The 20,850-nt window shown below is 51.3% G+C and carries 20 protein-coding genes; 10 read left to right on the top strand and 10 right to left on the bottom strand.

The window, feature by feature from the left end; genetic code table 11:
• Window positions 1-17: 17 nt before the first annotated feature.
• Entirely contained in the window at window positions 18-992 is a 975-nt protein-coding gene (locus tag AC1RVX_RS15245) for an alpha/beta fold hydrolase (RefSeq protein ID WP_493217441.1), read from the bottom strand.
• Window positions 993-1,107: 115 nt separating this feature from the next.
• The gene (locus tag AC1RVX_RS15250; protein WP_493217442.1) at window positions 1,108-1,656 is read right to left on the bottom strand and encodes a GNAT family N-acetyltransferase; all 549 of its coding nucleotides are present in this window, start codon (window positions 1,654-1,656) and stop codon (window positions 1,108-1,110) included.
• A gap of 105 nt (window positions 1,657-1,761) precedes the next feature.
• On the opposite strand from AC1RVX_RS15250, the gene AC1RVX_RS15255 reads away from it, so the two are divergent.
• Window positions 1,762-2,220, top strand: a complete 459-nt coding sequence (locus AC1RVX_RS15255) for a GyrI-like domain-containing protein (RefSeq protein ID WP_493217443.1) — start codon at window positions 1,762-1,764, stop codon at window positions 2,218-2,220.
• A gap of 28 nt (window positions 2,221-2,248) precedes the next feature.
• Window positions 2,249-3,106 (top strand): AraC family transcriptional regulator, encoded by an 858-nt coding sequence (locus AC1RVX_RS15260; RefSeq protein WP_493217444.1) that lies wholly within the window; start codon window positions 2,249-2,251, stop codon window positions 3,104-3,106.
• Between the two features lie 124 nt (window positions 3,107-3,230).
• On the opposite strand, the gene AC1RVX_RS15265 is transcribed toward AC1RVX_RS15260, so the two are convergent.
• Window positions 3,231-3,443: a DUF4124 domain-containing protein gene (locus AC1RVX_RS15265; protein ID WP_493217445.1), complete on the bottom strand. Its 213-nt coding sequence runs from the start codon at window positions 3,441-3,443 to the stop codon at window positions 3,231-3,233.
• Window positions 3,444-3,578: 135 nt separating this feature from the next.
• Window positions 3,579-4,445: an alpha/beta hydrolase gene (locus AC1RVX_RS15270; RefSeq protein ID WP_493217446.1), complete on the bottom strand. Its 867-nt coding sequence runs from the start codon at window positions 4,443-4,445 to the stop codon at window positions 3,579-3,581.
• 262 nt (window positions 4,446-4,707) lie between these two features.
• On the opposite strand from AC1RVX_RS15270, the gene AC1RVX_RS15275 reads away from it, so the two are divergent.
• From AC1RVX_RS15275 to AC1RVX_RS15290, 4 genes are all read left to right on the top strand, one after another.
• Window positions 4,708-5,244 (top strand): DUF2975 domain-containing protein, encoded by a 537-nt coding sequence (locus AC1RVX_RS15275; RefSeq protein WP_493217447.1) that lies wholly within the window; start codon window positions 4,708-4,710, stop codon window positions 5,242-5,244.
• Window positions 5,244-5,486, top strand: coding sequence for a helix-turn-helix domain-containing protein (locus AC1RVX_RS15280; RefSeq protein WP_493217448.1), 243 nt, complete (start codon window positions 5,244-5,246; stop codon window positions 5,484-5,486). Before AC1RVX_RS15275 ends, AC1RVX_RS15280 begins: the two co-directional genes overlap by 1 nt.
• A gap of 116 nt (window positions 5,487-5,602) precedes the next feature.
• A complete protein-coding gene (locus AC1RVX_RS15285) occupies window positions 5,603-6,397 on the top strand; it encodes a class I SAM-dependent methyltransferase (RefSeq protein ID WP_493217449.1) in 795 nt (264 codons plus the stop codon).
• 76 nt (window positions 6,398-6,473) lie between these two features.
• Entirely contained in the window at window positions 6,474-7,088 is a 615-nt protein-coding gene (locus AC1RVX_RS15290) for a YceI family protein (protein WP_493217450.1), read from the top strand.
• Window positions 7,089-7,094: 6 nt separating this feature from the next.
• Here the strand turns inward: AC1RVX_RS15290 and AC1RVX_RS15295 are convergent, their stop codons facing one another.
• Window positions 7,095-7,946: an EamA family transporter gene (locus AC1RVX_RS15295; RefSeq protein WP_493217451.1), complete on the bottom strand. Its 852-nt coding sequence runs from the start codon at window positions 7,944-7,946 to the stop codon at window positions 7,095-7,097.
• Between the two features lie 33 nt (window positions 7,947-7,979).
• Window positions 7,980-9,446 (bottom strand): hypothetical protein, encoded by a 1,467-nt coding sequence (locus tag AC1RVX_RS15300; protein ID WP_493217452.1) that lies wholly within the window; start codon window positions 9,444-9,446, stop codon window positions 7,980-7,982.
• Window positions 9,447-9,654: 208 nt separating this feature from the next.
• On the opposite strand from AC1RVX_RS15300, the gene AC1RVX_RS15305 reads away from it, so the two are divergent.
• Window positions 9,655-10,119, top strand: a complete 465-nt coding sequence (locus AC1RVX_RS15305) for a GNAT family N-acetyltransferase (RefSeq protein WP_493217453.1) — start codon at window positions 9,655-9,657, stop codon at window positions 10,117-10,119.
• Here the strand turns inward: AC1RVX_RS15305 and AC1RVX_RS15310 are convergent, their stop codons facing one another.
• The gene (locus tag AC1RVX_RS15310; RefSeq protein ID WP_493217454.1) at window positions 10,120-10,998 is read right to left on the bottom strand and encodes a DMT family transporter; all 879 of its coding nucleotides are present in this window, start codon (window positions 10,996-10,998) and stop codon (window positions 10,120-10,122) included.
• 85 nt (window positions 10,999-11,083) lie between these two features.
• Here AC1RVX_RS15310 and AC1RVX_RS15315 point away from each other — a divergent pair, with 85 nt between their 5' ends.
• Window positions 11,084-11,980: a LysR family transcriptional regulator gene (locus AC1RVX_RS15315; RefSeq protein WP_493217455.1), complete on the top strand. Its 897-nt coding sequence runs from the start codon at window positions 11,084-11,086 to the stop codon at window positions 11,978-11,980.
• A gap of 36 nt (window positions 11,981-12,016) precedes the next feature.
• Here AC1RVX_RS15315 and AC1RVX_RS15320 read toward each other — a convergent pair whose 3' ends face one another.
• Complete coding sequence (locus AC1RVX_RS15320; RefSeq protein ID WP_493217456.1) at window positions 12,017-13,756, bottom strand: alkaline phosphatase D family protein; 1,740 nt, start codon at window positions 13,754-13,756, stop codon at window positions 12,017-12,019.
• Window positions 13,757-13,902: 146 nt separating this feature from the next.
• Between AC1RVX_RS15320 and AC1RVX_RS15325 the strand changes: the two genes are divergently transcribed.
• Entirely contained in the window at window positions 13,903-14,547 is a 645-nt protein-coding gene (locus AC1RVX_RS15325; RefSeq protein WP_493217457.1) for a glutathione S-transferase family protein, read from the top strand.
• 504 nt (window positions 14,548-15,051) lie between these two features.
• Entirely contained in the window at window positions 15,052-16,404 is a 1,353-nt protein-coding gene (locus AC1RVX_RS15330; RefSeq protein ID WP_493217458.1) for a reverse transcriptase family protein, read from the top strand.
• Between the two features lie 4 nt (window positions 16,405-16,408).
• Here the strand turns inward: AC1RVX_RS15330 and AC1RVX_RS15335 are convergent, their stop codons facing one another.
• Both AC1RVX_RS15335 and AC1RVX_RS15340 read right to left on the bottom strand, forming a co-directional pair.
• Window positions 16,409-16,780, bottom strand: a complete 372-nt coding sequence (locus AC1RVX_RS15335; RefSeq protein ID WP_493217459.1) for a DUF423 domain-containing protein — start codon at window positions 16,778-16,780, stop codon at window positions 16,409-16,411.
• 190 nt (window positions 16,781-16,970) lie between these two features.
• Window positions 16,971-20,555 carry an indolepyruvate ferredoxin oxidoreductase family protein gene (locus AC1RVX_RS15340; protein WP_493217460.1) on the bottom strand — a complete coding sequence of 1,195 codons (3,585 nt, stop codon included), beginning with the start codon at window positions 20,553-20,555 and terminating at the stop codon, window positions 16,971-16,973.
• Window positions 20,556-20,850 lie beyond the last annotated feature (295 nt).

Genomic DNA, 20,850 nt, shown 5'->3' on the forward strand with positions numbered 1-20,850 from the left:
TTTTTCAAGACAGCTTTTTATGGTGCTGACTTCAAAAAATCCTTGACTGCTGCCACGGTCGCGGCCGGGTCTTCTTCATGCGGTACATGGCCTAGCTGTTCAAACATCACCAGTTTGCTGCCTGCTATATCTCGCTGAAACCATGTGGCGTTTTCCGGCGGGATCAGATGATCTTTTCCTCCCCAAATAATCAGTGTCGGCATCTTTATGTTTTTGATACTGGCTGCCTGTGCACCGTGATCAAGTTGACTGAAGCGCAGCCTTAGCGCATGACGATTACCGGCACGCAGTGTCATGGCCTGATAACGGTCAACCAGGTCTGCGGTCACCTTATCGGGGTCACCATACACATTTTTCACACTGGCTTCCATCATATGACGCGGTAGGGTATGTTCCATCAGCCAGCCTGCCTCGGGCATGCGCGCCAGACGAAAACCCAGCGGCATGGAAGTCGGTGTAAACGCGTAGCCACCGGCATCCACCAGGATCAGCCGCTCCACCCTGTCCGGTGCAGCCACTGCCACCTGCCAGGCGACTTCTCCCCCCAGGGAATTACCAGCGATGATGAAGTGCTTGACATGCATGGTGTCCATCAAGTCCAGGATAAATTTCGCATAGGTCGGGCTATGATAATCATCTTCAAAGTTGGGGCCAGTCAAACCGAATGCAGGAAGATCCATGCTGATGACGCGTCGCTGGTTTTTCAGCGCCGCTACCCAGCCTTCCCAGGTATGCAGGCTGGCCGAGGTGCCATGGATGAGTACCAGCGGCACCGGGTCATCCCGCCAACCCTCGTCACGCACATGAATGGGTAAGCCTTTCACGGCAATGAATTGCGAAGGTGCAGGTGCCCAGCGCGGCAAAAGTTCTTCGACCGGTTTGTCCGGTGCCCAGGTCAGCAAGATGGCAAAGCACACAATGCTGAACAGCAGCATGACAACGCCCAGCACGATCAGGGTAATCCGCATGGGCAGGCTTAATAATTTTTGCATGCTGCACTTTCGGGGAAATAACGAAATTTTATCGAGATATTCACAATGCACTCTGTCAGAAAGTAGCGCAAGTCCTGACGCCATCACCTGTTGGGTCTTGGCGGGTGGAAAGATATCAGCCAGAAATAATCTGCTTGTGCATGCGCCTGACCGGCGCATCCACACCACCCGGCAAATGCAACATGATGTCTTCCACGGCTTCAAAACCGCAGGCCAGGTATAGCGGCACACCGGGCATGGTCGCCACCAGTTCCAATGCGCTAAACCCGGCAGCCAGTGCCTGCACACTGCAGTGTGCCAGCAGCATGCGCCCGAGGCCACGGCGTGCAGCCGTGGGCGTGACAAAAAATGCGCGTATGCGTGCCGCTTCGGTCGCCGGGTCCAGCAAACTGTCTTCGCCGTGCTTGGCCTGGTCGCCACCAAACAAGGTTTTGCGCTTGCTCCAGCCACCGCAGGCCAGCATTTTCCCTTGCTCTTCAACAATGAAATAGGTACGGTCGGTCAGCAACTGCGTATCAACACCAAATACGTGCTGGAGCATGGCTTGTGCCTGTAGCGGCGTATAAAACGAGTCACTAAGTTCTATCGACGATAAGGCAATCAGATCCTGCATGGCTGCAATGTCTCCATGTTCAGCGCAACGGATAGTGAAATCTGTGTTCATCAGATACTCCTTTGTTGTCATACGCTACCTGCAAGTCCGCAAGATTTGTCAAATGCTGTCATGTTAATGTACAAACTCAATTCAACAATACAACAGGACATTACCATGCAAACACAGCTACAGGACATCAGCGGCTTTCAGGTCAGCGGCTTGCAGGTCCGTACACGCAATACCAATGAAACCGATCCATCCACAGCCAGAATCGGCCCGATGTGGGGTGAATTTTTTGCCCGGCAACTGGCGGACAAACTACCAAACAAAGCGGCAGATGCAAAAATCTATGGGGTCTACTCCAACTACGAATCGGATGCCAGCGGTGAATTTGATGTCACGGCTGGCGCGGCAGTATCAGCGGCGGCAGACGACTTTGCCACGGTCAGCATCAAGGCTGGCAAATACCTGGTATTTTCCTGTGAAGGTGAGATGCCTATGGCAGTGATTCAGGGCTGGGGCAAGGTCTGGTCGTATTTCACCAGCAATACAGAACACGAACGTTGTTACCAGACAGATTTTGAAGAATATCTGGGGCCACAGCAAGCTGCCATCTACATCGGTATAAAATAAGTTCAGCCCATATTAATGGAAGCCCAGCATGCCTGCCAACCCAGCCCCAAGCTATGAACGACGACTGAGCCGCGTCACCAATTATCTGCATGAACATCTCGACGAAGACCTTGATTTGAACAGGCTGGCTGAAATTGCCTGCATGTCCCCCTATCACTGGCACCGCATCTACCGTGCGATACATGGTGAAAGCGTGGTGGCGACTGTCAAGCGTTTGCGCCTGCAAAGAGCCGCCACGCTGTTGGCGCGTAGCAGCATGGCGATAGAACAGATTGCCGAATTTTCTGGCTACCCGAATCTGCAATCCTTCACCCGTATCTTTGCATCGGTGTATGGCCTGCCACCGGCACGCTACCGCAAGGAAGGCAGTCATCAGCAATTCCCCTTGCCGGATGAACTCAGCGCCGATCTGCATTTCCCGGTCAACCTGACGACCATCGCTGCCCAGCAATTACTCAGCATAGATAATCTTGGCAGTTATATGGGTATCAGCAAGACCTTTGATATCTTGAACGGATGCGCCGCATCGCGACAATTGTTCAGGCCAGATACGCGCTGGATAGGGATTTATTATGATGACGTGATGACGGTGGATGACGACAAGCTGCGTTCCAAAGCCTGCATCAGCGCGCCGCAACCACTGCCGGAACTGGCCTTGCAGGCCCCGCTGTCGGTCACCGAACTGCGCGGCGGTAAATATGCAGTACTGACTTACAAAGGCCCTTATTCCGACATGCAGCCGGTGTATCGCTGGTTCTTTGGTGTCTGGCTGCCTGCATCCGGCGAAGAAATCGACGATGCGCCGCCGTTTGAAGAATATCTGAACAACCCACGCGATACGGCACCAACGGAATTGCTGACGAATATCTATATGCCCTTGCGTTAAAAATATCGGGAATTTGTTTCACTCAAGGTAAAGCCCGTTCTGATACCTGCATCGGTATCCGGTGGGCAGCGTCACCTTACCAGACTCTCCAATACAGACATCCAGACTGTCTTTTGCCCATACCTTATTTAGGTGGTGGATTTTTTGGCGTAGATGCAGGATTGCCACCCGGCGTACCCGATTGCAGGCGCTTGACCGTCACGGCCTTGCCTTTCTTTTTGCAAGGTTGATCTGACCATACCAGCTTGCCATCCACTTCACAACGAAACACCGCCGTCTGTGCAAAACTGGCCAAGGGGAAAGCCAGTAGCAGCAAGACGACGCTTAATTTCTTCATGACAAGTACCGGGATAAGATGTGAACCGCATTATAGATTCATATTAGGTGCCGCTATCCAGATTTACCACGCTTTTCCGGAGTATATTTAATCGGCACATTATTCGACATACCTCTCAGAACCTTTGCTTACGACCTATAGCGAGCGAATAAAACCGCAATATGCGTCCACCACATCGGTGCGGCGCATCATGCCATTGTGACCGCCACCTGGACTGACCATAAAACGTTTGTCAGCAGTAGGCATCGCGTCATACACCTTGCGCCCCAAAGCCAGCGGCGTAACCTGGTCCTGATCCCCGACCAGGACCAGGCTCTTGCCACGATAAGCGCCAACAGCACGGGTATTGTCTATGTCCTGCAAGGCCGGACTCAGTTCGATGGTGACGAAAGGTTTGGCATACCAGGGCGTATTCGCCAGTGCCCAATCCATGGCATTGCTTGCCGTTGATTCCAGCACCAGGCCATCCAGTTGCCGGTTTTGCGCCACATAACCGGCAATAAAGCTGCCCAGCGACTGCCCGTGCACGATCAGTTTGCCGGTGGTCTGCGCCCTCGCATAATCATAGATACGCAAAGCGTCTGCCTGCATATTGGCAACGGTGGGCTGACCACTGCTACGCCCATAGCCGCGATAATCAAAGCTGAGAAAATTCGCCCCGCATTGCTGCATGGCAGGCAGCAGGTATTTTGCGCCGTCATCCAAATGGAACATATTGCCGCCAAAATACAGCACACTGACCTGCGCCTGTTTCAACTGTATGCGTATTCCCTGCAAAGTCACCTTATCGCTACTGTCCAGACGCCAATCGGTCAGTTCGGCATTCGCGGCCATTTGCTGCAGGCTGGCCGCATCCAGTTGCTCGGCAGCACGATAACCGGAACGGCTGTCCGGATGAATGAACTGGTTTTCATTCACCTTCACACTCATGCAGGCAGACAAACACAATGCTCCAAAACACATCAATACCTGGCCCAAGCTCTTGAACAAGTGGTGCATCATTACTCCTTAGTAACCTGTCTACGATCTTACTGCGCCTGCGCAATCGGAGTCCAAGCGGGTCTCATGTGCTGCTCAAAATGCTCATGTACCAGAGTACATTCCGCTTTTTGCGCTGCGTTTTTATTACCCTTACTCCGCTGACGCCCGCTCGCTACAGATCGTAAACAGGTCCTTACAGTTTGTCGGCAACTCCATTACAATTAAACTATAACAGAAATAAATTACTGTGAAACGATAATTTATAATCACAAGGCAACTATTTATGAAGATAAGCAGACTATCTGGCCTGATCCGGCCTTTATTATTACTTTGTGCAGCCACGGAAGTGGCTTTCTTTATTCTGGCCTGGAGTAACACCCTGTTAAGTCTGGGTACCTGGTCCATGCATGTCGCGGCCAAGGGCTTGCTCATCGAGCAGATGCGTACCATGTCTACCATGGAACGCGGTATGGGTGTCTTGCTGGGTCTGCCGGCATTGCTGTGCATGTTGTACGGGCTGTGGAACCTGGACAGATTGCTGGCAGGCATGCATCAAAAAAACCTGTTTTCCTTGCAGAATATTGCGCGCCTGCGGACATTTGCCGGTACCCTTGCCCTGTCAACCCTGTTGTCCATCGCAGAAGTGCCTGCCCGCATAGCTGCAATGCGGATATTGCCAGGGCAACATGACAGCAGTTTCTCGGTATCTGTATCTTCAGAAGAATTGATACTGCTGCTGGTATGCATCGCCTTTTACCTGATCACCGGCATGATGCATGAGGGTCGCAGGCTGGCAGAAGAAAATGAGGGCTTCATCTGATGTCCATCATCATCAACCTCGATGTCATGCTGGCCAGACGCAAGGTTAAATCCAAGGAACTGGCCCAGTTTGTCGGCATCACAGAGCAAAATCTGTCCCTGCTCAAGTCAGGCAAGGTAAAAGGCATACGCTTTTCTACCCTGGAAAAAATTTGTGAACGCCTGAATTGCCAGCCTGGCGACATTATGGAATGGGTCAATGACGGCCTGTCATCTGAAGACGAAGCTGATACCGGCAAATAGCGACACAGCACATCACGCCAAAACCGCTTATGATGCGCTGCACGATAGGCACTTGCCTTGTCAGGGAACGTTTACTCTGTCTGACAGTCATATTGTTTTTCTTTAGGAGAGTCTGAATGAAACAGTTTTTGCTCGCTGTAAGCCTGTTGGCAGGTATAGGTGCCAGTCAGGTATCCCTGGCTGATGATGCCCTGAAAGCCGCCATCGCCGGTCCACAACGCACACCATCCAATGCTGTACGCGACAGTGCGCGTCACCCTTATGATACCCTGACTTTCTTTGGTATCAAGCCGACCATGACGGTGGTTGAACTGTCCCCTGGCGGTGGCTGGTATACAGAGATCCTGGCCCCCTATTTGCGCGACAACGGCAAGATGATCGCCGCCCTGGGTGACCCCGCAACCAGCAAGGGTGCAGCCAGCTTCAAGCAAAAACTGGATGCCACGCCTGCGGTCTATGGCAAAGTACAAATGGGTGTGTTTGCCCCCCCAGCCAAGCTCGACTATGCCGCCAAAGGCAGTGTCGACATGGTACTGACTTTCAGGAATATCCATAACTGGATAGGCAATGGCGAACCTGCCATGAAAGCCCTGTTCCAGAGCGCCTATGACAGTCTGAAACCTGGTGGTGTGTTTGGCGTGGTTGAACATCGCCTGCCGGCAGCCAAAACCCAGGATGACAAAGCCAGCACGGGTTATGTGCATGAAAGCTATGTCGTCCAACTGGCTGAAAGCGTAGGCTTCAAACTGGCTGCAAAATCTGAAGTCAATGCGAACCCAAAAGATAATGCTGATCATGAAAACGGCGTTTGGGCTCTGCCCCCCACTTTTGCCAACAAGGAAAAAGACAAGGCGCAGTATGAAGCCATTGGTGAAAGCGACCGCATGACCTTGAAATTCGTCAAACCTTAATATTCGGAATACATGCCTGTACCCGATGACAGGCAGGATATTGAAATTATGGCGGCAAAGGCAGTAAGGGCCTATCATGGCACTACTGCCTTTTTTATTTCACGAGTACACGATGTTCAGTATCCCCCTTTACCGTCTCCCCCTCATACTGACCATGCTGGCTGCCAGCGTGCCGGCCCTTGCGCTGGATCGCTATGTAGTCGATAACGAGCATACCTTCAGCAGCTTTGAATACAAGCATTGGGGCTTGTCCATGCAGCGCGGACGTTTTGACAAAAATACCGGCACCATAGAAATCGACACCGAAAGCAAAAGCGGCAGCCTGCAAATCAACATTGACGCCGACTCCATCAATACCGGTTCAGACACGTTCAATAAGGTATTGCGCTCAGACGGTTTTTTTGACGTGCAAAAGTATCCCCAGATATCCTTTCAATCCAGCAAGCTGATTTTCAATGAAGATAAACTGGTGCAAGTAGAAGGCGACCTGACCATACGCGACGTCAAACGACCGGTAAAAGTCGACATCACCCACTTTGAATGCCGCTTCATGATCCTGTACCTGAAGCGCGCCTGTGGTGCCAATGGCTATACCAAAATCTTGCGTAGTGATTATGGGGTGGGACGCTATGTCCCCTTTGTCAGTGACGAAGTGACTTTATATTTTAGCGTAGAAGCGATCAAGGAATAAGCTGCATCAGGCGTAGCGAATGACGATGGCACCAGCAACAGCCAGCAAGATTGCCGCCAAACGGCGAGCCGAAATTTTCTCATGCAAAAGCCAGGCTGCAATGGCAGTTGCAAACAAAATGGAGGTTTCACGCAATGCCGCAATCGCAGCCACTGGTGCCTGTGTCATGGCCCACAAAGCCAGGCCGTAAGAAGCTACCGAGCCGCCACCACCTATCACGCCCATGACGCGTTTGCCTTTGCTGTAGGCAAAAAATGCCCGCCTGTCTTTTACCACCATCCAGGTCAGCAAGACCAGCGCTGTCAGCAAAAATATCCACATGGTGTAAGCAGCAGGTGCCCCCGATTTACGGACACCCAAGCCATCGACGAGAGTATAGCCAGCGATGAAAACTGCATTTAACAAGGCAAAGCTACGGCTGGATAAGTGTCTGCCCTGCGACGCAGCTTGCGGCTGACCAGACAGACTCAGTCCTATGATGCCCAGCACCAGCATGGCCAATCCCAACCAGCGCAAGGCAGGCACTGCCTCGCCGATAATGCTGCCACTGGCCAGTGCCACCAACAGGGGTGCGGTGCCACGCATCAAAGGATAAGCCTGGCTCATGTCACCAACACGGTAAGCCGCGGCCAGCAGGTAAAAATACACTACCTGCAAAACAACCGATGCCAGCAGATACATCCAACTTGCTACGTCCGGCTGTCTGACAAAAGGTAACAGGACAGCGCATACCAACCCTGCGCCACTGGTTACCAAGACTGTATTGTAGTATTTGTTTTCACCAACCTTGATGGCAGCATTCCATGCTGCATGCAAGAAAGCGGCGAACAGGACGATAGCGACAACAAGCGTGGACATAAGTACGATGGATCAACTCTGATGAGGCTCCAGCTAACGCAAAGCAACGATATTAACATTGCCCGCATCCGGATTGCTGCTGGCTTTTTCGTGACCGATAAATTTCAATTGTGCTGACTGGGCGTCCCATAACATGGCTGAACCGTCATACGGGCTGCGCAAAGCCATCGGGGCATTCGCAAGATAAGCAGGTATATCCGCATCAGGGATTTTTTTATGCCATATCCCGGTCTGCAAACTGACCAGACGCAGATATGCATCGGTATCCCTGCTCTTGCCAATATAGGTCATAGCATAGTCAGGTATGCCTATCTGCATGAGAATTTTTCCAACCGGATTGTAGATATGCCCAAGGCAAAAGGAAATACCGCTGCTACCTAATTTTTCACGCAGCCTGATCAACTGATTTTTCGTTACGCTGACGTCTGCGGATGGTTTTTTGGCCGTATCTACTATCAAAGACCAATCATCGGCGACCATATTGCTTGTGGCATTTTTCTGAAAAGAGAACCCACCCAGCACATTCAATGGCCAGGGAGGACTATCTGATTTATCTTGCGTCTTCGCCAAAACTGAACGCATGTTCTGGAACAAATTCACTTGCACACTAGCTTCATATAAAAAAGGGCGCTCCAGGCTTTGCTCTTCTTCACTCATTGGTTGTACCAATGTGTTGATGCGACCAGCGTAGTGTTCCAGTTGCACTGGATATAAAACCAGCAGCTCACTGACGGTACGTGCCTGTTTGCGTATCGCAGTCTGTAGTACCATTTTAGAAATCAGACTGGTACTGTTTTTCAACATGACTCTGAGATAGTGGTCATTACTTTCCAACAGTTGCAAACCCGTATTCATCTTGCCATCCGCCACATCAAAACTGGCTTGTGTCAGCAGCAAATCAATCGCACGGGTCAAACTAACATAGGTTGGCAGGCTGGCATTGAAAGACGGTATCAGGTGTTCTTCATAGTCACCCATTTTCCGCATTAATGCGTAACGTTCTGCCAGTACCTGATTGTTGGCCATCTGTAGAGTCAGTTCTGCACGTTGCGCCAGATCCATCTGTACACAGTTTTGTATGGTTTGCTTGCAGCGCTTATTATTCCAGTCAAAAATCAGGTTTTTTTCTTCCACATCAAAAAGGGGATGGGCATGGTTCGTATAATAGACTTTATCTTTCTGATACAGTGTCTGTTCAGCTTGGGTTTTCTCGGCACCTGCCTTCAGCAGGTCGGTACCCAGCGGCGCATGCATCGCCACCAGGATATAAAAACCGTTCTGTGCATCGGGAACATGGAATTGTTGCTCACGCATTAGTACTTGCACCTCTGGCTTTAAGGTTTCATCATTCCAGTTAATGGCAATGAATGCCGCCAGCAGTGACAAAGCGATCAAAGCGACCACCAGAAAGATTCTCAGAATCCAGCGCCCCATTGTTTTCAACTTTTGTTGGTAGTTCGGTTTGATCTGCCTGGCATGGCCAGCGAGCGCATTTGACATAAATGGTTTAAGGTAGGTTTATCAGGCATGTCCCACCAAGCATATGTAGCGGGACATATAATTGTAGCCTGCATCTGCATGGGACCACGTGCGGATTATCGGTATCCATATACGCTAAGTCTACGGTTAAATTGAAAAATAAATACCGTTTGTATAATCCATCTGTGGCTTTTGAATAAACGCATTTCTTATAAATATCTACGCAAAAATGTCGACTATCTTACGTCTTGCCCTGACAACTGATTATGCCATCATCGCCAGTTGGATAAATGATCCCAAAGCTTGTGCCCGTTGGGCCGGGCCGCAACTGTCCTATCCTTTCACCAGTGCAGATTTACCAGGCTTGCTGGAAAAACCAGACGCACAAGCATTTGTATTAGTTGATGCAGAACAGGCGGTAGTTGGATTTGCCCAATTCTGGCAGCGCGATAAACAGCGTGTGCACCTGGGCCGCATTATCGTGTCCCCGGCAACACGTGGCCTGGGTTATGGCAGGCTATTGTGTGAGCAGTTGATGCAGCGGGCCATCGCAGCCACTGGTTTGCCCATCATCAGCCTGCGTGTGTACCGTGACAATCCCGGGGCGCTGCATTTGTATCGCCAACTAGGCTTTGTTGCGGTAGCAAATGATTCAAATGCAGAGGTACTGGCGATGGAATATCATCGTGGTTAATCAGGCAGCAGACCGTTTATTCGTCAGCAACACCCCAAGCACGACAAAAACGGCACCAAGCAACTGACTGCTTTCGATTTGCTGCCCAAGCACAACGCCCACCAGACTGGCAAAGACCGGTACCAGATTCATATACACTCCCACTTTGGCCGGTCCCATTTCTTGCATGCTGCGGTTCCACCACAAGTAAGGCAAGACCGTACCGAACAGACCCAGAAAGACGATCGCCAGTAAACTTTTTGCATGGGGCATGATAAAGATGTCTGGTGCTTCAGCAAAAGCCAGCAACATCAGCATGACAGCGGCCATACTCACGGTGAGGCTGCTCAGCAATGCGCTGGGTACCTGGCTGGCATAGCGCCGGGGCAGTACACAATACACGGCCCAGCACAGGCTGGACAGACTGACCAGCATATCGCCGTGTGAAATATGCAGGTTCAATACAGCCTGCAAAGAACCGTGAGCGACCACGATCAACACACCAAGTAGCCCCAATAGCAAACCCAGCGCCTGATAAGCCCGTATCCGTTCACGATTCAACAGCGCATTCAGCAAAACGATCAGCCCAGGATTAAACGCCATGATCAGCGCAGCATTGACCGAACTGGTAGCACGTAATCCATAAAACATGAACAGGCTGAAGCCCAGTACGCCAAACACCGCCAATACCAGCAAGATACCCAGATGGGCGCGTATCGCCAGCCAATGTGCACGCAAGGCAGGCAGGGTCAGGCTGGTCAGGACCAGTGCGGCGATACCGTTACGCCAGCTCACCACCGTCAGTGGCGAAAGCTGTTGCAGGGCAAATTTACCGACATGGAACACCGTCGCCCACAAAAACGTGGCACCGAACAGGCGGGCAGTCATCATATTCATCATTGACTCCAAAGCTTTTGATTGCATTACGATTACATTAAGATTGCGTTACTATAGTCATCCAATTTTGAAAAATATATAGCAAAAAATGGCAAAGCATTTTCCAGAAATAGAAAGCCGGGATTTTGACTGGAACGATCTTAAATACGCACTGGCCGTCGCCCGGCATGGCGGGCTCAGTCAGGCAGCCAAGGTGTTGGGCAGCAGTGCCTCCACCGTTGCACGACACGTGCAACAACTGGAGACCGCCCTGGGGCACACGCTTTTTCTGCGCCAGCAGACTGGTTACCTGCTGACAGATGAAGGCAAGGAGGTATTGGACCTGATCATCAATGTAGAAGACGCCTTGCTGGCACTGGAGCGGCGTGACGCGCGGGAAGGTGCCTGCCGCCAGGTCAGCGGCTATGTACGTCTGGCTTGCGCCGAGATGATGGCTGTACACCTGATCACGCCCAGCCTGCCCAAGTTGTATGCCTTGCACCCACACCTGCAAGTGGACTTGGCTGTGGATATCAAGCTGGTTGACCTGAACCGGCGCGAAGCTGACCTGGCATTACGCCTGACCAATCCTGGTGAAAAACCTGGAGAACAGGATTACATCGCTCACGCGATTGGCAGAATGGATTTTGCCGCCTATCGTAGCAAACGGCATGCAGATACAAATCAATATGTGAGCTGGGGCAAGGATTGGGAACACCTGCCCATGGCGCAATGGTTAAAGCAGCATTTCAAAACCCAGCAACCGAGCTTGCTCAGCAATAGTGCCAATGTGCAGTTGCAGGCTGCCAGGGCAGGCATTGGCCTGGCCGTGCTGCCACGCTTTATTGGCGATGCAGATACTGAACTTGTGGAAGTCAGTATCTGCAAAACAGAAATGTTCCGCAATATCTGGCTGGTCTATCACCGTGATTTGAAAGCCAGCACCAGGGTACTGGCGATGAAAGACTTTTTGATCAACTGCATACAAGATCATTTGGAGAAATGATCTTGTTACGTTGGTGTTCAACTAGCCCCTTCCCCCTTAACCAGCGTAAGTGAAAGCATCCACGCTGGTGGTATAGCTGGAACTGGTGACAGTACTGACATACACATATTCACCCTTGGCCTGGGTCGGCGTTACGGTGATCAGCATGTAGCCACGGCGGTAGGTATCGATATACGTAATGTCATCCACCAGCGCCTTGATGGTGCCAGCCAGCGTTGCCGGTGCAACGACTGAGGGTGGGAATACCCCTTCAAAACCGGATGAAGTCACCGACATACCTGCAAATTCCGCACCCACTTGCGTACCGTCAGACATGGTCAGTTTATTGAACCATGCATTGTGACTGTCACCCGACAAGACCAGAAATTTCTTGCCTGCCGTTTTCAATTTCGCGGCTGAATTAAAGACGGCATCACGGGCATTTGGATAACCTTCCCAGTTATCGAAATTGTAGGAAATCTTTGGATTCTTCAGCGGGTCCAGCAAATCTTTTTGTGCCTGAGTCTGTGCTGCTACCGGCGTTCCCTTGGCAGTCAGATAAGCCGTCACAGAGTCCGCGCTCAGATTGGTAACGAGTACCGAGGCCGGCAATTCTATGCGTCCCATGACAGTCTGGTTGCCCAATATCTGCCAGGTTGCTTTGGATGCTGTCATCTGTGTGTCCAGCCAGGCTTGCTGGGTAGTACCCATCAATTGCTTGTTCTTGTTGAAGGCATACGGCAGGAACTTGGTATCCGCAATGTCACGGCCCTGTGCATCCAGTGTGCGATCTGGTGCCTGCTCACGGCCAATGATACGGGTGTCGAGCATGTGCAATGACAGCAGATTACCAAAGTCAAACGAGCGGTAAATTTTCAGTAAATTGCTGGTATCAGGTGAACGTATCGGCATCCATTCATGATAGACCTGGCTGGCCGCTGCCTTGCGTGCGGCCCATGGGCCCTGGGTAACCGGGTCATGATTTTCAGCTCCATCCATCCAGGCATTATTGGCAAATTCATGATCATCCCAGATGGTAATCATGGGCATGCGTGCATGCAGGGCTTTCAGGTAAGGATCAGCCTTGTGCAAGGCGTGGCGGGCGCGGTAATCGGCCACCGTAACGATCTCATTGGCTGGAGCAGAAATGCGGCCAGCCACTTGTGACGCGACTGGTGGATAAACACCATCCTTGTATTCATAAATATAATCGCCCAGATGCAGGGCGAACTGGGCACCAGACGATACTGCACTGTCATAGGCATTGAAATAGCCAGCAGGATAATCACTGCATGAAAACACTGCCAGCTTGACCTGATCGACGTTGCCAACTGGCAGGGTACGTGTACGACCAACTGGTGACACGCTATTATTCGGTGCCACAAAGCGATAGTAATATTCGGTATTGGCGGCCAGGCCGGTCGCATCCACCTTGGCAGTAAAACCTGTGGTTGAACTTGTGGTGACCTTGCCAGAAAACAGCACATTAGAAAAACTTGCGTCAGCAGCCATTTGCCAGGTCAGGTCCACACTGGCATCGGTCGATATCTTGGCATGCGTCCACAGAATCACACGATCAGACAAGGGATCACCACTGGCGACACCATAATTGAAGGCCGCCATTTCTCCATTCAGGACAGTCGAAGAACCGCCGCAAGCTGTCAGAACACCGCCCGATGCCATGACGGCAGCGACAGAAGACATTTTGATGACAAAACCACGTCTGGCGATATTTGCCGGCAGTAGCTGCTGGTCCTTTGGGTCTTCTTGCTGGTCTTTTTTCTGATCGTTTTGCATTTGGCTACTCCCCTGGAAAATGAGAGATAGTAGGACTGCCTTATGTCAGGGATGTGACGCCGACGAAGATTCCTTCAGGAAATTCTAGAGCTGGTTCTCTAACACTTCGCCGGCCACTGCCACACGCTTTCTGAAAACTAGGCATAATGGGTTTTTACAGTCCATCACCCAAGGCTCCCATGATAGAAGTCCACCATTTAAAAGAATCACGCTCACGTCGTATCACCTGGTTGCTGGAAGAACTGGGACTGGACTATACCGTCATCTCGTATGACCGTGATCCCAAGACGCGTTTTGCACCGCCGGAACTGCAAAAAATTCACCCTCTGGGTAAAGCCCCTGTTGTGCGGGATAAAGACCAGACCCTGATTGAATCCGGTGCCATCATCGAATACCTGATCCGTACCTATGGCAACGGTCGCCTGGCACCCGCCGTGGGTACATCTGACTACAACCGTTATGTGCAGTTCCTGCACTATGCCGAAGGTTCGGCCATGTTGCCGCTGCTGCTGAAGCTGTATGTAGGCCGCCTGGGTGACGCTGGTGCACCTCTGCACCCACGTATCAGCAGCGAAGTGGCAAACCATTTCAGCTATCTGAATATGGAACTGGAAGGCCGTGATTACTTCGTCGGCGACAGCCTGACAGGTGCAGACATACAACTGTCTTTCGCCATACAGTCAGCCGTGCGCGGTGCTGGCCGTGAAGCCTTCCCTAACCTGACACGCTTTGTCGATATGGTAGCGGCACGTCCTGCTTATCAAAAAGCAGTAGAAAAATATAGTGAGTAATATTTAGAGGACTGTAACCCTGCGATTGACATACAAGACCGCATACTCTATCTTCTCAATGCGGCGGATCCTGCAAGCTGGCGCTCAAACGCAAGTCCATAGCGCCTCTGCGGGGTTACCCCGCGGGATAAATTTACCTAGAACTCATTTCATCAATAGGGATGAGTGCGAGCAAGGCGATTCGGGATGCAGTGCAAGGCGTGACGCGCAGCTAAGGCTGGTGCCTTAGCAAGCGGCGCAACGTAGCAATGCGCCCGAATCGCCAGCTCCCGGAGGGTTTGCCTCATAACGCGTGCTGGACTGCGTTGGACTCGTTATCAATAGCACCACTATTGACTGCCTCGTCCGCCTTGCCAGCCCACGTTATGAGGCAAACGCATCTCCCCCCTATTGATGAAATGAGTTCTAGCATTTCATCGCGTGAGCCGCCCTGCATTCCATGCAGACAGGCTCACACTTCACGAGACTGGTTGCAGGCTCTCCGCCGCCCCACTATTCACATTCATGGATAAACCAAGTCAGGTCGCCATAGCCATCGCCGATGCATTATTGGCGGGTGAGTCGAGCCACATCGCCCTGATGAAAAACATGCGTTGGGTACTGGGCAAGAAGTGGCCTTGGATACCCGCATTATGCAGAAAAATTGAGCAACAGGCAGGACCGCACTTCCATCATTACAGCCGTCATGAAATGGCTGCATTGGTACTGGCAGATCACGGCTTCATGGATGCCTGGCGTGGTACGGAAAAACCACAAGTCAGACATTACTGTCTGCAAGCTGCCATCACACCTGAAAGACCTGCATGGCTACAAGCGCTGACCCTGCCTGAATTCAACAACTCGTCTGATTTAGCCAGACATCTGAATCTGACCATCAGTGAACTTGCCTGGTTTGCCGATCAATGGCGACAGGATGCACATGCAGCACCACAGCTTGGACACTACCATTATCGCTGGCTGGAAAAAGCATCTGGCGGCTGGCGTTTGCTGGAAGTACCCAAGTCACGCCTACGCACTATACAAAGAAAAATTCTTCAACAAATATTGAACCTGGTGCCGCCACATGCAGCAGCACAAGCTTTTCAACATGGTCGCTCCAGCCTCAGTCACGCGGCAATGCACACTGGGCAACGCGTCGTGGTACGACTCGATTTGAAAGATTTTTTTACGAGTATTCCAGGCTCACGCCTGCATGCCCTGTTTGCCAAATTGGGTTACCCGGAAAAAGTAGCAGGTACGCTGGCACGACTCTGTAGCAACAGGACACCTGTCAGTATCAAGAAACCTGGGGATCCGCTTGCACCGGTCAGTTCAGGTCATTTGTTACGCAGCCCGCATCTGCCGCAAGGTGCGCCAACTTCCCCTGCCCTGGCCAATCTTTGCGCTTACCGTCTTGATATGCGCCTGCAAGCTTTGGCTGATCGCATGCAAGCCCGCTATAGTCGTTATGCTGACGACCTGACATTTTCTGGTTCTGAAGAATTTGAGCAAAGCCTGGCCCGCTTCATCCCGCAAGTTGCTGCAATTACGTTGGAAGAAGGCTTTGTATTGAACTACCGGAAAACCCGTATCATGCGCTCTTCAACAAGGCAGCAAGTGACCGGTATCGTTGTGAATAGCCATTCCAATATCAAGCGCGGCGATTACGATACGCTGAAAGCAATTTTGACGAACTGCATACGCAATAATCCAGCATCACAAAACCGCGAAGGACATGCCGATTTCCGGGCACACCTGGCTGGCAAGCTCGCCTATATGCACATGATCAATCCGGCACGCACGGCAAAATTGCGAGCTTTGTTTGATCAGATCAACTGGCCTGCCTCACCACAAACAATCCAGAAAATTCATGTTTAGCGTTTCAGCGCTTTAATGCCGCCCATGCCAGCATGGCCCAAGCTGCCAGGAACGCCACACCACCGATAGGGGTAATCGCCCCCAGCACACGTATACCGGTCAAAGCCAATGCGTACAAGCTACCACTGAAAATCACCACACCTGTCAACATTGCCCAAGCCGCCCGGCGTAGCAAGGCATTATCCTGTTGCTGCAACCAGATACCCACTGCCAGCATACCCAGTCCATGCACCATCTGGTACATCACAGCAGTTTGCCAGATCGCCAGCATGTCAGCAGTCAGCACTAGCTTCAGCGCATGTGCGCCAAAGGCCCCAGCAGCTACACCTATGAACATGACGATGGCGGCAGTAGCAATGAAGAAACGTGCTTGCATGAGATATCCCAAAAATCAGTCAGCCTGCATTGTAAGGCAAGACGAAATATGCTGATGCCAGGCAAAAATATTTTTATCTGCAAATGTGAGTAACAAATTCAAAAAAATTTGAAATCGGATGAAACAAAACAGGCCGCCCGCAGGCGACCTGTTTTGTACTACTACTTAAGTCAGACTAAGCCAAACCCAGTCAAGCAGCTTTTTGCGCAGACTGTGCTGTATTGAACTCAGCAATCAGCGTCACTTCTTTGGCCTTTGCCGCCTTGAAATGCCTTTCCTTGACATGACCATAACCGCGTATGTCTTCAGGGATGCTGGCAATCGCCACCGCCTTGGACAAATTGTCTGCATTCAGCAACGGCAGTAATTTGTTCAAAGTCTGTTTATATTCCACTGGCAAGGCACGTTCCATTTTGCGCTCTTCTGTATAACCGAAGATATCAAAAGTGCCGCCACGCAAGGACTTGAACTTGGCCAGCAAACCGAAAGCCTTCATCATCCATGGGCCAAACTGTTGCTTGATCAGATGGCCTTTATCGTCACGCTTGGCAAACAGTGGTGGTGCCAGGTGGAAGTTGATGGCGTAATCACCTTCAAACATGTCAGCAATTTTCTTTTGGAATTTGCCGTCCGTGTACAAGCGGGCGACTTCATATTCATCTTTATATGCCATCAGCTTGAACAGGTATTTCGCTACGGCTTCTGTCAGGCGCAAGGGCTTGTTGCCTTCGACCAGCTTGCTTTCTGCGGCTTTGACCTGGTTAACAAATTCACTGTACTGACTGGCATAGGCTGCATCCTGATATTCAGTCAGGAAAGCTACACGCTTGTTGATGGTGTCATCCAGCGTCGGTGCGCGTTTCAACTCTATGACTTGGGATGGCGCAACCAGGCGCTGTACCGCTGCCAGATCATGTGCAGCCAAACGACCCCAGTTGAATGCCTGTTTGTTGAAGTCGATAGACACGCCATTCAATTCTATCGCACGCATCAATGCCGCCTCTTCCAGCGGTACCCAACCTTTTTGCCAGGAATAACCAAGGATGAACATATTGGTGGCGATATTGTCGCCCATCAAAGCAGTGGCTATTGATGCTGCGTCGATCAGGTCAACCCGGTCGGCACCACAGGCTTTGCGAATATCGTTTTCTGCCGATTCACCTGGGAATTGCCAGTTTGGGTTCTTGATGAAGGTTGAAGTCGGCGTGCCATTCGCATTGATGGCAGCATGGGTACGGCCTTCACCCATGCGTGACAGCGCATCCTTGCCTGCCGTCACAATCAGATCACAGCCTATGACCAGATCAGCCATACCGGTACCTACACGTGTTGACTGTATGTCGTCAGCCTTGTCAGCCAGGCGCACATGCGACATCACCGCGCCACCTTTTTGCGCCAGACCCGTCATGTCCAGTACGGAGCAGGCTTTACCCTGCAAATGCGCTGCCATGGCCATGATCTGGCCGATAGTAATAACACCGGTACCGCCCACACCAGTGACCAGTACACCAAATGGTAGCTTGGTATCTGGCAAGGCTGGATAAGGCAAAGCATTCACATCCAGTGCGTTGCCTGGTTCTATCTTGGTTTTCTTCGGTTTTTTCAGCTTGCCACCTTCAACCGTGACAAAGCTGGGGCAAAAACCTGTGACGCAAGAAAAGTCCTTGTTGCAGGAAGACTGGTTGATCTGGCGCTTGCGACCGAATTCGGTTTCCAGCGGCTCCACGGACAGACAGTTCGATTGCACAGAGCAATCGCCACAGCCTTCACAAACTGCTTCATTGATGACTGCACGTTTGGCAGGATCAGGGAAGCCGGGTTTGCCATCCTTGTCGATTTTTTTCCTGCGGCGGCGTTTTTCAGAAGCACAGGTCTGGTCATAGATCATCGCTGACACGCCCTTGGCCACGCGCAATTCACGTTGCACGGCGTCGAGTTCGCTACGATGGCGCACAGTAACGCCTGGTGCCCATGGGTAACCGGCACCGTATTTATCGGGTTCATCAGTGACGACAATAATCGGGCCCACACCTTCTGCAGCGATCTGACGTGAAATCATGCCAGGATCCAGCGGGCCATCAAATTCCTGACCACCGGTCATCGCCACCGCATCATTGAACAGAATTTTATAAGTGATATTCACTTCACCAGACACCGCTGCGCGTATCGCCAGCAAGCCAGAATGGTAATAGGTGCCATCACCCAGATTACAGAACACATGGTTCTCGGTAGTGAAAGGTGCTTGTCCTACCCAGGTCACACCTTCTGCCCCCATGTGTGTGAAGGTGGAGGTTTGCCTGTCCATCCAGGTCACCATGTAATGGCAACCGATACCGGCCAGAGCGCGGCTGCCTTCCGGCACTTTGGTGGAAGTGTTATGTGGACAGCCTGAACAGAAATGCGGCACTCGGTCCTTATTTGGATCAGGCTTGGAAACCACGTTCAACATGGATTCCTTGGCTTCCAGATAAGCAACACGTTCCTTGACATGCTGTTCTACCGGGTGACCGGCGAAATAACGGCTGATACGGGAAGCAATCGCCCGGGCAATTTGTGCCGGGTTCAGTTCATACGTCGCTGGCAGCAGCCATTCGCCATGGCCAGAACCATGCAGGTTGCTCCATTCACCCGTGTCATCAAATTTGCCGACGACACGCGGACGTACCTTATCTTCCCAGTTGTACAGCTCTTCTTTTAAAGCATATTCCAGGATCTGGCGTTTTTCTTCGACTACCAGGATTTCTTCCAGGCCAGTGGCAAACTCACGTACCCCTTCCGACTCCAGCGGCCAGGTCAGACCTATCTTGTACAGGCGTATACCTATGTCTTTGGCGACTTGCTCATCAATACCCAGATCAGCCAGGGCCTGGCGTGTATCGAGGTAGGATTTACCGGCAGTGATGATACCTATCTTGGCATGTGGGCTATCCCAGATGATTTTATTGAGTTTGTTGGCACGCACATAAGCCAGCGCCGCATACCATTTGTAATTATTCATGCGGGTTTCTTGCGCCAGCACCGGGTCAGGTGTGCGGATATTCACGCCATCGGCAGGCAAGACAAAATCATCAGGAATAATCGGTTTGACACGATCTGGATCAATATCAACAACGGCACCAGATTCTACAATGTCAGTCACACATTTCATCGACACCCACAGACCGGTGTACCGCGACATGGCGATGCCATGCAGGCCATAATCCAGATATTCCTGCACGGTGGACGGATACAGGACTGGAATACCACAGGCTTTCAATATATGTTCACTCTGATGCGCAGCCGTAGACGATTTTGCTGCATGATCATCACCAGCCACCACCAGCACACCGCCGTGCCGGGAAGTACCAGCCAGATTGGCATGCTTGAACACGTCGCCACAACGATCCACACCCGGTCCCTTGCCATACCACATGGCAAACACACCATCGTATTTTGCACCCGGGAACATGTTAACCTGTTGCGTACCCCATACTGTGGTGGCAGCCAGGTCTTCATTCACACCCGGATGAAATTTTACATGGTGTTTTTCCAGGTGTTTTCTGGCTTTGGCAGCGGTCAGATCAACATTACCCAATGGCGAACCACGATAACCGCTAATATAACCAGCAGTATTCAGACCCGCTTTTTCATCAGCCTGGCGCTGCAACATCATCAGACGTATCAGCGCCTGGGTGCCGGTCATGAAAGCGCGTCCGCGCTCCAGTGTGAATTTATCGTCGAGGGAAATATGATTGTCGATCAGCGCGTGCTGCTCGGGTTTGAGAGGGGCGTTCATTGGGTCTCCGTGCTTTTTATCGTGTGGCAATGGTGTGCGCAACAAAACAGAATCACCTTGTGAGTGAATCATATACTTTTTAGTACAGCTAGGTCGTGTTGACCTATTTTTTAAGCAAGCGATTGGGTTTGAATGTCAGCAACAACACATTATCCAAAAGATAGGTCAACAAGCCCTCGCACATTAACATGCTGTATTGGCCGTCCCAATGGACACTAGCACACAAAAAGACCAGTACAGTATGACTGACACTTTAGTGAAGTGTACTGGAATCAATTCAATGATTGCTTTCAAG

The sequence above is a fragment of the Undibacterium sp. GW821-FHT11B02 genome, assembly GCF_058808955.1.

Coding starts and splice junctions, on each gene's coding strand:
- AC1RVX_RS15245 (WP_493217441.1), bottom strand. CDS start 992: ATGCAAAAATTATTAAGCCTGCCCATGCGGATTACCCTGATCGTGCTG.
- AC1RVX_RS15250 (WP_493217442.1), bottom strand. CDS start 1,656: ATGAACACAGATTTCACTATCCGTTGCGCTGAACATGGAGACATTGCA.
- AC1RVX_RS15255 (WP_493217443.1), top strand. CDS start 1,762: ATGCAAACACAGCTACAGGACATCAGCGGCTTTCAGGTCAGCGGCTTG.
- AC1RVX_RS15260 (WP_493217444.1), top strand. CDS start 2,249: ATGCCTGCCAACCCAGCCCCAAGCTATGAACGACGACTGAGCCGCGTC.
- AC1RVX_RS15265 (WP_493217445.1), bottom strand. CDS start 3,443: ATGAAGAAATTAAGCGTCGTCTTGCTGCTACTGGCTTTCCCCTTGGCC.
- AC1RVX_RS15270 (WP_493217446.1), bottom strand. CDS start 4,445: ATGATGCACCACTTGTTCAAGAGCTTGGGCCAGGTATTGATGTGTTTT.
- AC1RVX_RS15275 (WP_493217447.1), top strand. CDS start 4,708: ATGAAGATAAGCAGACTATCTGGCCTGATCCGGCCTTTATTATTACTT.
- AC1RVX_RS15280 (WP_493217448.1), top strand. CDS start 5,244: ATGTCCATCATCATCAACCTCGATGTCATGCTGGCCAGACGCAAGGTT.
- AC1RVX_RS15285 (WP_493217449.1), top strand. CDS start 5,603: ATGAAACAGTTTTTGCTCGCTGTAAGCCTGTTGGCAGGTATAGGTGCC.
- AC1RVX_RS15290 (WP_493217450.1), top strand. CDS start 6,474: ATGGCACTACTGCCTTTTTTATTTCACGAGTACACGATGTTCAGTATC.
- AC1RVX_RS15295 (WP_493217451.1), bottom strand. CDS start 7,946: ATGTCCACGCTTGTTGTCGCTATCGTCCTGTTCGCCGCTTTCTTGCAT.
- AC1RVX_RS15300 (WP_493217452.1), bottom strand. CDS start 9,446: ATGTCAAATGCGCTCGCTGGCCATGCCAGGCAGATCAAACCGAACTAC.
- AC1RVX_RS15305 (WP_493217453.1), top strand. CDS start 9,655: ATGTCGACTATCTTACGTCTTGCCCTGACAACTGATTATGCCATCATC.
- AC1RVX_RS15310 (WP_493217454.1), bottom strand. CDS start 10,998: ATGATGAATATGATGACTGCCCGCCTGTTCGGTGCCACGTTTTTGTGG.
- AC1RVX_RS15315 (WP_493217455.1), top strand. CDS start 11,084: ATGGCAAAGCATTTTCCAGAAATAGAAAGCCGGGATTTTGACTGGAAC.
- AC1RVX_RS15320 (WP_493217456.1), bottom strand. CDS start 13,756: ATGCAAAACGATCAGAAAAAAGACCAGCAAGAAGACCCAAAGGACCAG.
- AC1RVX_RS15325 (WP_493217457.1), top strand. CDS start 13,903: ATGGGTTTTTACAGTCCATCACCCAAGGCTCCCATGATAGAAGTCCAC.
- AC1RVX_RS15330 (WP_493217458.1), top strand. CDS start 15,052: ATGGATAAACCAAGTCAGGTCGCCATAGCCATCGCCGATGCATTATTG.
- AC1RVX_RS15335 (WP_493217459.1), bottom strand. CDS start 16,780: ATGCAAGCACGTTTCTTCATTGCTACTGCCGCCATCGTCATGTTCATA.
- AC1RVX_RS15340 (WP_493217460.1), bottom strand. CDS start 20,555: ATGAACGCCCCTCTCAAACCCGAGCAGCACGCGCTGATCGACAATCAT.